The 13,641-nt window shown below is 62.6% G+C and carries 14 protein-coding genes; 6 read left to right on the forward strand and 8 right to left on the reverse strand.

From position 1 onward, the window contains the following. Window positions 1-3: 3 nt before the first annotated feature. Together WA675_RS24970 and WA675_RS24975 are read right to left on the reverse strand one after the other, a co-directional pair. On the reverse strand, window positions 4-1,182 hold the full coding sequence (locus WA675_RS24970; protein ID WP_336087643.1) for an inorganic phosphate transporter: 1,179 nt from the start codon (window positions 1,180-1,182) through the stop codon (window positions 4-6). 54 nt (window positions 1,183-1,236) lie between these two features. Next, window positions 1,237-2,754, reverse strand: coding sequence for an ATP-dependent DNA ligase (locus WA675_RS24975; protein WP_336087644.1), 1,518 nt, complete (start codon window positions 2,752-2,754; stop codon window positions 1,237-1,239). Between the two features lie 94 nt (window positions 2,755-2,848). On the opposite strand from WA675_RS24975, the gene ramB reads away from it, so the two are divergent. The 3 genes from ramB to WA675_RS24990 all read left to right on the forward strand — a co-directional run bounded on the left by ramB (window position 2,849) and on the right by WA675_RS24990 (window position 5,099). Beyond that, on the forward strand, window positions 2,849-4,255 hold the full coding sequence (gene ramB, locus WA675_RS24980) for an acetate metabolism transcriptional regulator RamB (protein ID WP_336087645.1): 1,407 nt from the start codon (window positions 2,849-2,851) through the stop codon (window positions 4,253-4,255). 38 nt (window positions 4,256-4,293) lie between these two features. Next, on the forward strand, window positions 4,294-4,737 hold the full coding sequence (locus WA675_RS24985) for a helix-turn-helix domain-containing protein (RefSeq protein WP_336087647.1): 444 nt from the start codon (window positions 4,294-4,296) through the stop codon (window positions 4,735-4,737). A 62-nt stretch (window positions 4,738-4,799) separates the two neighbouring features. Further along, the gene (locus tag WA675_RS24990; RefSeq protein ID WP_336087648.1) at window positions 4,800-5,099 is read left to right on the forward strand and encodes a HepT-like ribonuclease domain-containing protein; all 300 of its coding nucleotides are present in this window, start codon (window positions 4,800-4,802) and stop codon (window positions 5,097-5,099) included. Between the two features lie 319 nt (window positions 5,100-5,418). Here WA675_RS24990 and WA675_RS24995 read toward each other — a convergent pair whose 3' ends face one another. The 5 genes from WA675_RS24995 to WA675_RS25015 form a co-directional block, all read right to left on the reverse strand. After that, window positions 5,419-7,092: an AIPR family protein gene (locus tag WA675_RS24995; RefSeq protein WP_336087649.1), complete on the reverse strand. Its 1,674-nt coding sequence runs from the start codon at window positions 7,090-7,092 to the stop codon at window positions 5,419-5,421. 240 nt (window positions 7,093-7,332) lie between these two features. After that, the gene (locus WA675_RS25000) at window positions 7,333-8,148 is read right to left on the reverse strand and encodes an ESX secretion-associated protein EspG (RefSeq protein WP_336087651.1); all 816 of its coding nucleotides are present in this window, start codon (window positions 8,146-8,148) and stop codon (window positions 7,333-7,335) included. Next, complete coding sequence (locus tag WA675_RS25005) at window positions 8,135-9,439, reverse strand: hypothetical protein (protein WP_336087652.1); 1,305 nt, start codon at window positions 9,437-9,439, stop codon at window positions 8,135-8,137. The genes WA675_RS25000 and WA675_RS25005 overlap by 14 nt, the downstream gene beginning before the upstream one ends. Then, window positions 9,436-9,816 (reverse strand): hypothetical protein, encoded by a 381-nt coding sequence (locus WA675_RS25010; protein WP_336087654.1) that lies wholly within the window; start codon window positions 9,814-9,816, stop codon window positions 9,436-9,438. The genes WA675_RS25005 and WA675_RS25010 overlap by 4 nt, the downstream gene beginning before the upstream one ends. Before the next feature lie 12 nt (window positions 9,817-9,828). Then, window positions 9,829-10,401: a DUF3558 domain-containing protein gene (locus WA675_RS25015; RefSeq protein ID WP_336087655.1), complete on the reverse strand. Its 573-nt coding sequence runs from the start codon at window positions 10,399-10,401 to the stop codon at window positions 9,829-9,831. A gap of 164 nt (window positions 10,402-10,565) precedes the next feature. Here WA675_RS25015 and WA675_RS25020 point away from each other — a divergent pair, with 164 nt between their 5' ends. From WA675_RS25020 to WA675_RS25030, 3 genes are read left to right on the forward strand one after another with little or no spacing between them, the layout of a single operon-like run. Then, complete coding sequence (locus WA675_RS25020) at window positions 10,566-10,874, forward strand: hypothetical protein (protein WP_336087657.1); 309 nt, start codon at window positions 10,566-10,568, stop codon at window positions 10,872-10,874. 5 nt (window positions 10,875-10,879) lie between these two features. After that, window positions 10,880-12,262 (forward strand): hypothetical protein, encoded by a 1,383-nt coding sequence (locus WA675_RS25025; protein ID WP_336087658.1) that lies wholly within the window; start codon window positions 10,880-10,882, stop codon window positions 12,260-12,262. Further along, the gene (locus WA675_RS25030; RefSeq protein WP_336087659.1) at window positions 12,262-13,101 is read left to right on the forward strand and encodes a hypothetical protein; all 840 of its coding nucleotides are present in this window, start codon (window positions 12,262-12,264) and stop codon (window positions 13,099-13,101) included. Before WA675_RS25025 ends, WA675_RS25030 begins: the two co-directional genes overlap by 1 nt. A 289-nt stretch (window positions 13,102-13,390) precedes the next feature. Here the strand turns inward: WA675_RS25030 and WA675_RS25035 are convergent, their stop codons facing one another. Then, complete coding sequence (locus WA675_RS25035; RefSeq protein ID WP_336087661.1) at window positions 13,391-13,582, reverse strand: hypothetical protein; 192 nt, start codon at window positions 13,580-13,582, stop codon at window positions 13,391-13,393. Window positions 13,583-13,641: the final 59 nt, after the last annotated feature.

The raw sequence follows: 13,641 nt of genomic DNA on the forward strand, positions 1-13,641 counted from the left end.
CTTCTACCCGGCGTGGTTCTGCTCGATGGACGACTGCGGCGCGGCCTGTTCCTCCGGCCATTCGTTCACATTGTGGGTGCCGACCGGGTCGCGCCGCGACCGCAGATAGATCCCCAGCGACCCGGCGATCAGCACCCCGAACACCACCAGCACGCCCGGCAGCCCGCCGATCACCGTGGCCAGCGCCCAGCAGATCGCGCCGACGATGCCCGCCATCGGCAGGGTCAGCAGCCAGGCCACCGCCATCCGGCCCATCACCCGCCAGCGCACCTCGGCGCCCTTGCCGATGCCGGTGCCCAGGATGGCGCCGGTCGCGGTCTGGGTGGTCGACAGCGGCAGGCCGAAGTGCGCGGAGGTGAGGATGATCGCCGCCGAGGTCGACTCGGCGGCCAGGCCCTGCGGCGACTCGATCTCCACCAGGCCCTTGCCCAGCGTCCGGATGATCCGCCAGCCGCCCAGGTAGGTGCCCAGCGCGATGGCGATCGCGCAGGAGGCCATCACCCACAGCGGCAGGTGGTCGTCCTTGTCGACCGAGCCGTAGGCGACCAGCGCCAGGAAGATCACGCCCATCGTCTTCTGCGCGTCGTTGGTGCCGTGCGCCAGCGAGACCAGCGAGGCCGAGCCGACCTGGCCCCAGCGGAAGCCCTCGGCCGCCTTGTCCTGGTCGACGCCGTGGGTGATCCGGTAGACCAGGAAGGTGCCGATCGCACCGACCAGCGCCGCGATCACCGGCGCGAGCAGGGCGGGCAGCACGATCTTGATCAGCACGCCCTCCGAGCCCGAGGCCCAGATGACGCCGTTCCAGCCCAGCGCGGCGATGGTCGAGCCGATCAGGCCGCCGAACAGCGCGTGCGAGGAACTCGACGGCAGGCCGAGCAGCCAGGTCAGCAGATTCCACAGAATGCCGCCGACCAGACCGGCGAACACGATGACCAGCAGGTCCTGCCCGCTCACTTCGTTCAATTGGACAATGCCCTTGGCCACCGTCGCCGCCACCGAGACCGACAGGAACGCGCCGATCAGATTCAGCAAGCCCGACAGCGCGACCGCCACGCGCGGCTTGAGCGCGCCGGTGGCGATGGAGGTCGCCATGGCGTTGGCCGTGTCATGGAATCCATTGGTGAAGTCGAAGGCGAGAGCTGTGACGATGACGATCAACAGGACCAATAGTTCGGCGCTCACCCGAACAGTGTGTCGTATGCTGCCGCCGGATTGCCAAACCGTTGCGGGAAAATCTCATGAGCTGGGGCGTAAGGCCCGGACGGTCTCGATCGTGTCGGCCTCGCGCGGTTGTTTGTCCGGTCGGTAACGCACCACCCTGGCGAAACGCAGCGCGACCCCGCCGGGATAGCGCGTGCTGGTCTGCACGCCGTCGAGCGCGATCTCCACCACCAGCGCCGGGCGCAGATAGACGGCCTGATCGTCGCGGTGGGTTTCGTGATCCGGGAACTCCGCGGTCTGCCAACGCAGTAATTCGTCGGTCAGCCCTTTGAAGGTCTTGCCGACCATCACCGGCTCGCCGGTGTCCGGGTCCAGCGCGGCCAGGTGCAGATTCGACAGGAATCCGGTGCGTCGGCCGTATCCCCATTCCGCGCCGATCACCAGCAGGTCGAGGGTGTGCGCGGGTTTGATCTTCTGCCACGACTTGCCGCGCCTGCCCGCCGCGTAGGGCGCGTCGAGGGATTTCACCATCAGGCCCTCGTTGCCCGCGGCCAGCGCGTTGTCGTAGTACTCGGCGGCCGCCTCGGCACCGGGCGCGGTGAGCGCCGGGATGACGTGCGGTCCCGCGACCGCTTCCAGTGCCGCGCGGCGCACCCGCAGCGGTTCGTCGAGCAGGTCGCGGCCGTCCAGGTGCAGGCAGTCGAAGAAATACGGGTGCAGCAGCAGCTCGCCCGGGTCGCTGACGGTGGCGAAGCGGCTCATCGTCTCCTGGAACGGGCGGGGGCGGCCCGCGTCGGTGAGCGCGAGGGTCTCGCCGTCGAGGACCACGCTGGCGCAGGCCAGCCCGCGGACCAGCCCGGCCAGTTCGGGCACGCTCGCGGTGATATCGCGCAGGGTCCGGGTGAACACCCACACCCGCTCGCCCTCGCGATGCACCTGGATGCGCGCGCCATCGAGTTTGTGCTCGACGCTGACCTGCTCCCCCAGCTCGGTCAGCGCCTCGTCGAGCGAACCGCCCGGCGAGGCCAGCATCGGCGCCACCGGACGCCCTACCTCGAGCCGGAAGGCGGCCAACGCGGTGGCACCCCCGGTGACCGCCGCGACCGCCGTCTCGGGCAGCCGTCCCGACAGCATGTGCGCCCGGCGCACCACCGCCACCGGAATCCCGGTCGACGCCGCCAGCGCCTCGACGACGATCGCGGTGAGCGCCCCCTGGCGCAGTTCACCGGTGAGCAGCCGTAGCAGGAAGGACTGTTCCTCGGCGGTGGCGGCGGTGAACAGTTCGGTGAGCAGCGCCCGGCGGCGCAGCGTTGACCCGGTGCCGCTGAGGCCGGTGAGCTGCTCGAAGACCGCGTCGACCTGCTCGACGGTGAGCGCGGGCTCGGCGGCGGGCGGGGTGTCCAGCCCGGTCACCGTGCGCCAGCCCGCCCCGATCCGGCCCTGCACGAGTTCGCCGGACAGCCACGCCACCACGGTCGGGATCTCCGCGGTGCTCGCGGCACCGAACAGCGCGGCCAGCGCGGCGATCTTCGCCTTGCGCGACCGGGTCGCCCGTACGGCCGCCGACGCGGCGACCACCTCGCTGAACAGCACCCCCCGACAGTAACGAGGGGGTGTGACACATCGCTCAGGCCACGCTGTTAAGAATCCGTTGGCAAGCCTGCGAAAGCGCCCCTAAACTGGACATATGGCCAAGACCTATGTCGGTGCGCGGCTGCGCCAGCTGCGTACCGAACGCGGCCTGAGCCAGGTCTCGCTGGCCCAGAAGCTGGAGATCTCGGCGAGCTATCTGAATCAGATCGAGCACGATGTGCGGCCGCTGACGGTGCCGGTGCTCACCCGGATCAACGAGGTCTTCGGCGTCGACCCCGCCTTCTTCTCCGCCCACGACGACACCCGGCTCATCGCCGAACTCTCCGAGGTGGTGATGGACGCCGAGCTCGGCATCGAGGCCGACACCAAGGAGATCGCCGACATGGTCTCGGCGCATCCGTCCATGGCCCGGGCCCTGGTCGCCATGCACAACCGGTACCGCAACACCAGCGCGCAGCTGGCCGCCGCCACCGAGGACCGATTCTCCGACGGCTCGGGCAGCGCCGCGATCTCCAAACCACACGAGGAAGTGCGCGACTACTTCTATCAGCGGCAGAACTACATCCACGAACTCGACACCGCCGCCGAGGATCTCACCACCCGCATCCGATTCCACGGCGGCGAGGTGAGCACCGAGATCGTGCGGCTGCTGCGCGCGCACGGCGTGCGCATCCTCGAACGCATCGACCTCGGCGAGGGCGTACTGCACCGCTACGACCCCGCCACCAAACAGCTCGAGATCTCCCCGCACCTGTCCGGCGGCCAGCGCACCTTCAAACTCGCCGCCGAACTGGCCTATCTGGAATGCGGACCGCTGCTGGACAAATTGGTGGAGGAGGGCAATTTCGGTTCCGAGGCGTCCCGCAAACTCGCCGTGCTCGGCCTGGCGAATTACTTCGCGGCCGCGACCGTCCTGCCCTACAACCACTTCCACGAAGTCGCCGAGGATTTCCGCTACGACATCGAACGCCTCTCGGCCTTCTTCTCACAGAGTTACGAGACCATCTGCCACCGGCTCTCCACCCTGCAACGCCCGTCCCTGCGCGGCGTGCCGTTCTCCTTCGTCCGGGTCGACCGCGCGGGCAATATGTCGAAACGCCAGTCCGCCACCGGTTTCCATTTCTCCGCCAGCGGCGGCACCTGCCCCCTCTGGAACGTCTACGAGACCTTCGCCTACCCCGGCAAGATCATGACCCAGATCGCCCAGATGCCCGACGGCCGCAAATACCTCTGGGTCGCCCGCACCGTCGAACGCCGCGCCACCCGCTACGGCCAGCCCAGCAAGACCTTCGCCATCGGCCTCGGCTGCGAACTCCGCCACGCGAGCCGCGTCGTCTACGCCGACGGCATCGACCTGGGCGAAGCCACCGCCACCCCCATCGGCGCGGGCTGCCGAGTCTGCGTCCGCGCCAACTGCCCCCAACGCGCCTTCCCCCCGCTCGGCAAAACCCTCGACATCAGCGAACACCGCAGCTCCGTCTCGCCTTACCTGATCAAATGAGGTCGCTCCCCCGACCGCTCCTCCGATATCATCGGACCATGGAAACCGTCCGCGACCTGCTTCTTGCCGCTGGTCTCACCCAGGCCGAGCTGGCGCACCGAGCCGGTGTCGCTCGATCTGTGATCGCCGCCTACGAATCGGGAGCACGACGGCCTTCCCCCATGATGCTGGCCCGACTTCAGGCCGTCGCCAGGCCGCGCCCCTCCCGGGTCATCGCCGAACACCGTGATCAGATCATCGCCCTTGCCTCCCGCCACAAGGCACATCGAGTTCGCGTCTTCGGATCCGCGTCGAGAGGCGATGACGTCTCCGGAAGCGACATCGACCTCCTGGTTCGCTTCGACCCCGACGCCGACCTATTCGATATGGCCGACCTAGTCTTCGAACTGGAAGAACTAACAGGCCTGCACGTCGACGTTGTCTCCGAACGTGGACTACCAGACGGCCCACACCCCATCAGAGACGAGGCCAAGCCGCTGTGAGTCGCTGCCCTGTTAGCGAACGAACGATCAAGAGCTTGCGAGACTTCCTCACCTTCAGCGACATGGCCGCGCACATCATCAACGGTGGCAAGGAAGCCTACGACGCCGACCAGAACCTCAGACTGGCCTCCGAGGCAGTTCTGCATCGACTCGGCGAGTCGGTTGCACGCATACCAGATGACTTCATCGCCGCCTATCCAGAGGTGTCATGGCGACAAATCAAGGCAACCCGGAACTTGGTGGCCCACAACTACGACGGTGTCGATCACGAAATCCTCTGGAATGCTCTCGCCAACAGAATGCCGGAGGAAGCCAACCGCGTCCGCGCGATCCTCACAGACCTCACCGCCGACAATCACTAGACCCGCGCCGCACAACCCGCCGACGCCACTTGGCGGTGTCCTCATGGTGGGTTCGACCTAACCGATGTCGAGGGCTGAAACGATGCCGGTGACGACTGTGCTTTAATACCCGATCGTGAATCAGTCTCGATGACGATTACGATCCGCCCTCTCGCCCCACCATCAACTCAGGCCCCACCTCGATCGGACCGACAACCGCATAGTCACCGTTCTCGAATTCGGCCGCAATCGCATCGTACTCTTCAGCACTTCGCTTCGCCATCAACGACTCTCCGTTCCACTGGATGGATCACCCGGCGACGCTGCCTGGTCGTGCAGCTCACGCACGACCCGCTATGGACAATTCCGCGATAAGCTCTTCGCAGCGAGTTCTATTCTTGAAAACATTTCCCGGATAGGCATTATCCGGGAATTTCGAAACCAACCCGGAAAGTAGGCTTAGCGAAGCAGCCGGAATCTCATCAAGTTCAGATTTGAAATTCAAATACGGATCACGCAATTTCTTGTGACCGATGCTCTTGAGCACGAGGTACGCAATGATACGCCTCCCGTGAATGGCAACGCCAGCACGTAGACCATCGGACGACTCCAATTCCTTATCGAGAGTGTAGTCAACCCAACTTACAGCCTCGACAACGCGACTCAGGTAGAGACCATCCACCTGAGGATTGAACAAAGTCTTGTAAGGTCCGGAATCACGATCGAATAGCTTCGAGACCTCGCGCTTCGCCGTGACCGCGTGGCCGATATCACCCGACGCGCAAGCCAATGAAACTGCAGCCAGACGAACATCGATCACAGAGGATGAATCTACATCGCCCGATGATTCACCCGAGCGCAGTAGGTACGTGTAGCCAAGCGACCGCAACTCCTGAGCCAATCGATGCTGCTCAGGATCCAAGAAGACAAAGTCCTGCCCAAGGACCGCGTTCTGAGTGTTGGCATAACGCGTTATTCTTCGAGCAAGATCCGGCGCCTCATCTCCGCCGATCTCGATGCATCGAACCAGGACATACGCCTGTTTCAATTCATGCTCTCGACCAGCCCGCATTGCCCTACCAAGAGATGACACAGTCTGAGCACCGTTCACAATCGATGCGTCGATCAGCCTCAGATTCACCGCATCTCGGGTGACACTACCGGCAATGCTCTGATCGATTTCCTCAGCAAGAATAGTCAGACCATTGTTGAAATACCAGAATAACTCCGGATCGGATACTGCGGTTCTGAAAATTCCGTCGTTGATCTCAGAGTTGTCCAGCGCCAGCCTGATATTATCCGAGAAGAGAGACTCGCCATGCGATTCGAACCATCTGGCGATTTCCAGTGCGTTCACCCTGCCATAGTAGGCCGACTTGGGATCCCGCAGCCTACCCCATTCAAGGATCGACAAGTCAAGATCGATCTTCTCTCGAGGGATCTGCGCTATCGAAGAAAACAGATCCGACTGCTTTACATACTTGAACGCAGCGATAGGGTCAGAGTCCGGATCGTCATTGAAGATGCCCAGGAGCTTATTCATTGGAGCGTGGACAACATCACTAAGTGGCTCAGAGGCGGTCGTTACCACAACCAGCAAGAGACGACCCCCAGGTTTACTCAATGCCACGCTTACAGCTTTTTTCATCTCGGCCGAACAACTTACAATTCCAGCCGAATCAATCTCGGACAGATTTCTGACGCCGTCCACAAACCGGTTCATAGAATTTAGATCAAACGACCCTTTGCCGTCTTTACGCCACTTACTCTGAACCAGCGTAACGAGATTCGTTCGAGGATCCACCGCCACCGCGTCTATTCCACCATCATCGCCATGATCGGTGACCTCCACCTGCAAGGCATCCGAGTTGGCCTGTACAGGCTGCGCCAAGTCCAGAGCGTATCGCGCGAGAAGCCTTGACAGATTGGCATCCTCGCTCAGATTCGCGACCCAACCATCTGAATATGTCTCGCGCACATGGGTTTCGATCTGCCGAACATGCATGAGACTCATCGAACCACCTTCGGTTGACCCAGATAGACGAAAATCACACTACCAGTGGTACACCCGGCACCACAGTCATCCAGCCGATCATCACCCGACACCCTGGGTCAGCCCGTGCCAGCCCAACGATCCACTGTGACCGTGCTTTTGAGCATCCTTTCGGCCAGGACTAGACTTCGCCGTTCCCGCCGTGATCACGAACCAATCGCCCAGATACCCCTCGGTTGAGGCTCCGCCTCCCCGACCTGATCATGTAGTCAGCGATTGACCGGCTTTGGCCGACGTTCCCAAGTCAACGCCGCAACGCCCTTCATCAAGGTCTTCGAGGTGGTAGCGCTGCACTCGGCCCAGCATCGCGCGAATTCCCGCAGTCAGGCGCGCCGCATCGATCGGTTCGACGATGATCGGATCGCCGGTTTTGGCAAAGTATCGACCGTCGGCGAAGTCCATCCACCAAAACGTTCGGCCCCTCGTCCCCGGCCGGGAGTCAACCGATGGCCCGGGGAACGCCGACACCTCTCCGAACGCCAGGCGCTTGCGCCGCACGACTCGGCTCAATCGCTCTGCCGCGCTGTGGACTCCCGCACGAAACTCGAAGTGATTGTCCTCTTCCGCGAGACGCTCGCGAGTGACCTCAACTGGCGGGCGAGAACCGGGGCCGGATCGAGGTAAGGCCGCGACCGCCTGCTCGGCGACATCGTCAAGCGTGCCGAACCTGAGGATCACGTCACCGCCGGTGTCCGACGCCGATCCAGGAAGCTGGTACAGAGTGGCACCTGAGGAGCCGCGGACCGCGCCATAGAACCTGATCACTTCGGCACTGCCCAGGCCGCGAAATCCTTTGGATTCCAGTCGCGCTTCAGGGGTCAGCAGCACTCCGAGCGCGGATTCGACTACCGGATCGTACTTCTCCAACAGCGATTCAACGCAGGAAGCGCGATCTCGCGCGAGCTGATCGAAATCACTGATCGCAGTGCGGAATTGCAGCGGATACGGGAGTCGATCACGGTCGTGCGACGTCCACAGGATCTCGAACTCCTGGGCGGTGAACCTAACGGTCCGCACTCTCGTAATCCCCACCGATGACGGGCGGAACGACACCACCCTGCGTGTCGATTCCGGTGACCTGGTCGCCATGCTCCTGCGTGATCAGGTACTCGGGTGTGCCCTTGTGCTCGGCTTCCTCACTGCGACCGCGCCCAGCACCCGGCGCACCCATTCCCGGGATACCGGCCATACCGGCGCGCCCCGAGCCTGGCGAGGCGACACGGTTTCCGGAAGACGCAGCTGCGGGCTTCTCCGCGACCGGAGTACCTGGCACACCACGCCCTGATGTCGATGCGCCATGACCGACGGCACCGATTCCGCCTGCCACTCCCCCGCCTGCCGGGCCACCACCCGGTGCCCCTGAGCCTGGCGCTGCTGGGCTTGTCGTATTGGGAGCCACGCTTGGCGGCGCTGAACTCGGAGCGGCTGCCGATTGTGCCGTAGTGCCGTCATCGCCCGTCAATCCCTCTGTTGTGTCGCCAGAAGATTCGTCCGCCACATCAGGACTGCTCGCGCCGGGATCTGTCAGGGCCGGGTCCTCGCTGGCTCCGGGATCTTCGGCCGGAGTCTGCGGGTCACCGCTGTCACCTCGCTGCTCAGGCTTCGACGACGTGCCCGGTCCGGCGGAGGCGGGACCACCGCCATTGCCAGGGTCCTCGCCAGCGGTTATCGATGACGCACCAGGGACGAAGGGAACCCCCGCATCGGCTTGCACGGCGACCTGACCGTACACCGTTCGCAGGATCCGACGAGCTTCCTGGGTCGCTTCTTCTTCGGTGTAATCCCCAGCCTTCATCACGCCATCGCCGGGAAGTTCCTTGCCCGCGATGTCAGGACGCTGAGTGAGTCCCGGCATCAGCGCTTGAGTCTGTTCGATCCCGGTCTGCAACTCCGCCAGCTTCAGACTGATCGCGGTCGCGGCCAAAGGCAACGCTTTCGACTGTTGCGCATACCGGCTCACCGCCGCGACAGCAGCCTCAGCCGCTACACCCGTCCAACCACTCGTAACAGCTTGCGAGAACGCTTGATTGAAAGTATCGAGAGACTTCGATAGGTTGTCGCCGATCGATTTCCAGGCTGCAGAGGCATTTCCAGCGGCGCTGGGCTTCATCTCCGAAACCGCTTGAACCATCTCGGCCAGGGTCATGTGATCGTAGCTGTCGGGCATGTTGATGTGCTGCGGCTGCATGGCACCGTCGAAGACGCTGGCGAACTGCCCCATCGACTGCACGAGGTATATCGAGTTCCGATCACTGTTCCATTGCTCCTGAGCAGCGATGATCCGGTCTCGGTACTCCTCGTAGGTCACAGTTGCCCCTCCGCGCCCGCGATCCTGTCGTGGGTGGCGGTATCTTGCGCCCGGTAGTTCGCCATGCCTTTGACGATCGCCTCTTTCGCCGCCAGAACGGTGTCGATGTGCTGCTTCAGCGCCGCGTCGAGCGAACGGTCACCGCCGGAACCGGTGAGCGAGAACTTCTTCTCCAATGCCTTGCTCGAGTTGAACGGGCCGAAACCTGAGATGTGGCTGACGCTGTCGGAAGACAGCAAGGCTTCACGTAGCACATCAAGGTGGTCGTCGCATACCCGCTCGAGATTCTTGCCGACCTCGGGATCGAGTGCGAGTTCCCCTGCGGCCGCGCGGCTGGCGACCTGGGCCCACTCAGCGGCGTTGATCTCAAAAGTCATTGCGCACCCCCATCAAGATTGCGGCAGTTCGTCCGCGAACATTCCGCTGAGCCGCCTGGCATCAACGCACGGATCAGCGTCGGCACCAGGAACCCCATAACGGTTCTGTACCTTGAAATCCACCATTCCGCTGGGAACTGCCACCGACACATAGCAAACGAGCGCGTTGGTCGCCGCCGCCGCGGGGCGGTATTGGAGCGCGGGGTGTCCACCGACAGTGCTCTCGGTGAAGTCCACGTAGTCGTCGCGCTGACGCACCTCATCGAGCGTGTGAGCCGAGGACATCACCACGAAATCGAAGACATTCCCGGAATCCCGCCAACCACAGACGCGCCAGCCTTCGAAGCCCACACCAGCGACATCCGTCTTCTTACTAGCCACATCTAGCCCCGCGTCGGCGATATCCGCATCGGACAAATCGCACGGATCCCAGCGGGCAACATCCGAATCGGTCGACGGAGCCGACGGTGTGACCGACACCGACTCCGCCTCTGAACCAGTGGTTCGGGGTTGTGAACCGTCACACCCGCCAACCAGAACACAGGCGGCGAGGGAAGCGATGACTCCAGCCGTCCGAGACATCATCGTTGACCACCCCCTCCTGTCGGGCCGCCCCTCGCAGCCGATCGAGTCCGCAGACACGGTACCACCGCCTTTGACGAGATAGCGTACGCGTGGCCCGATGCTACGGTGTCAACACGATCTTGCAGACGGGTATCAGCAGCACGCCGATACCGAAAGGTGGGGGTATGGACGTCGATCCAGCGATTCTCCGGACATTCGCCAATGAAGCCGACGAAGCGGCCGGGAGCATCCGAGCGGCCGACCTTCCAGGCAAGCTCGCGGCGTCTTTCGATGCCGTGGAAGGTTCTGCGGTGCAATGGATGGTCAAGCAAATGGCCCCTTTGCTCGCAACGCCGTTGAACAATTTCACTGATGGCATAGCCGCGATGAAGATATCTGTCGCGACTGTCGCCAACACCTTCCAGGTCAGCGATGAGGAACTCGCCGCGCAGTTCAACAATATCCATGTCGGAAATGCGAGCGGAAAGAACTAGACCTCATGATTCCCACCCGGTCTCGACTCGCGTCATGGAACCTTGGAAACCTTCTCGAAACCAAGAAGAACGTGTGGCAATCCGGCCAGGATATCGAAATGGCAGTACACATGTTGCGAGCCGACTGCAACAACTTGCCAGATCTCCGCGCATGGAGCGGCGAGTCACATGATGCCGCTACCGCGATGCTGAGCAGGACCGCACAGCAAGCAGCCTTCTTCGGCGACGTCGCCGATGGCACAATGGCCGCCATCGATTCGTACTACTATGCGATGTCATCAGCACGGGATCGCATCAATACGCTGGTCGCGACGATCGACAGTGGACCGTTACACGTAGACGACAAATGGATCGTACTGCTGGATCCTGAGCCGATGGACGAGGAGCGCCTGAAGGTACTGCAGGTCGCGCAGGACGCCTTTCAGGAACAGCTGAACCCGCTGATCACCGAACTCGGTCAGATCGATGATGCTACCGTAGCTAAGCTAAAACTCATCAACTATCGATACTCAGACGTAATGCTCGAACCGAACGATCCGAACGCCTTTCCGCGACCTGACGATGGCGTCCCTGATCCGCAGTACGAACAGGGGCGTCAGATGCAGAAAGATCTGCAGGACCAGGACGCTGCGGTGACCGTTGCGGGAATCAGCGAGGAAACCAAAGATGGGACCACGGTCAAAACGGTCACCATGCAGGACGGCAGCAAACAAATAATTACCTCATCCGACAACTACCAGGTCCCGCCGGGCACGCTGTACCCATTGTCTTTCGGTCCGCCCGATGGATATCAGGGCGACAATATGCAGCGAGTAGACAAATACGATGCTGCGGGAAATCTTATCTCCAGCGTCCAGACGGTCCGCTCGAACTATATCGATGGCGCGACCTGGACTTCTATTGATGTTCCCGGTCAGGCGAAGATCGACATGAAGACAGATTCGTTCGGCAATACTGTTGGCACTGCATGGGCGCCGGATGGAAAGATGGCGACGATCCCGGCCGACAGTCCATTCTTCACCCACCCGGCCATCACATCAGTCGGTGCCGCCGTCACAGGTCTCGAGACAGCGGCGGGCAAGGGCGCTCTGAATATGGCCCTGGATGCCGAGGCGATCAATGGAGTCAAGGTCGGAAGCAAGTTCGCAGGACCAGGAATCGGCGTCGCTACCACCATCTGGGACATGGCTTCAGCCCAGACACCCCGAGAAGCCTGCGTCGCGGGCGTGTCCGGCACTCTCGGAACGATCGGTAGCACGGCACTGGGGTCAGTCATGGGCATCCCAGGTGGCCCGGTCGTCGGCACGGCGTCCGGAATGGTGGGAGCGGCGGCAGGAAGCTGGATCTTCGGCTACCTCGGATCCAAACTCGGAGAAGAGGTCTGCTGATGACCCGGCGGCACACATTCTACCCCCTTCCTCGTGAATTACATTCCGAGCTAGGGATTCGCGAGTATCTCGGATTGTCGATGATGGCCGCCTTCGGCATCTACCTATTGTTCCTGAGTGGTTCCTCATCAGTCGATAGAGAATGGCTACGAGCCGCGTTTTTCACAACAAGCGGAATGACGTGCATCGGCTTCCTGGCCCTGATCTGGTCCGGTTATTCTGGGCGGCGGCGAATAACAGTCGAGGGCACGTCGGTACTCCCCGGCAAGAATGGCCTGGTGATTCCCTGGTCTCGACCGCACCTCTACGCGACTCTCCTGGCCTTCGGGTCATTGGTTCCGGCAGGCTTGCTGTTGAGCATCGGACTGTGGTCCGGCCTGCTGGATATACCCCTGACCGCCGGACAGGCGGGCATCTTCTCGATAATCGGGTTGCCGTTATCCTTGCTCGCCATCGGCGTTATTGCAGTCCACGTCAGTATGCAACGCACTCGTTCGCTCATCATCTCGCCGACCGAATTGACCTTTCCCGGCGTGCTCTCGATGCAGCGGACCGTCCGCTGGGCAGATGTGAGAAGTATCGAGATGGGTCCGTCCACGCTCGGCAACGCGGTTGTTCGACTCGAAGTGCGGAGGTCGGGCGGGCAGAACAACTCGAAGCGCGCGATCTATGCTGAGCGTTTTTCGATCGGCGCTGCCGCGACGTTTCAGCTAATCCGGTTCTACCATGACCATCCGCGATCGCGCGACGAGTTGGGTGACAACCGCTCCGCCGATCGCATACTCACCTATGGCCTCATGGATGAGGATGCGGCGGACCGAACCGGGGGTGTGGGATGAGCGATCCCTTCGCAGGCTTGCCGCCAGCGTATCTGGATGCCTTGCGTCAGAAGGGCGTTGATGCCCCGGTCGCGAAACCGGAGTCCTCGCCCAGAACAGAGGCCAGCAATGGCAGTGCTGAAGCTCCGATGCTCGCGCCGCGACAGCCCGCAGGCCAGGAGGGAAGGCAAAGCGTAGCGCCTCCCCCGCCGAGACTCAGTCCAACCAGCCCCCTGGAATCCAATAGACCTCGGTATCGACTCACCGCCGAAGATCCCTTGGATGCCGATGACGATTACGATCCGTACTATCACCGCACGTCTTGGCTTGTGTGAGCATCGCCGTCCAGCGAGGCGGCCACGCACCTGGACGACGCGTCACCGACAGGCCGACCCATCGGCAGTTCTGGCCCCGCTTCGATCGGGCCGATAGCCGCGTAGTCGCCGTCCTCGAATTCCGCCGCCATCGCTTCGTACTCTTCAGCACTTCGCTTCGCCATCATCGACTCTCCGTTCCGCTGAACGGGCCACGCGGCGGCCGCTGCCTGGTCGTGCCCACCAA

Source organism: Nocardia sp. SSK8, from assembly GCF_037034205.1.
Taxonomy (GTDB): Bacteria; Actinomycetota; Actinomycetes; order Mycobacteriales; family Mycobacteriaceae; genus Nocardia.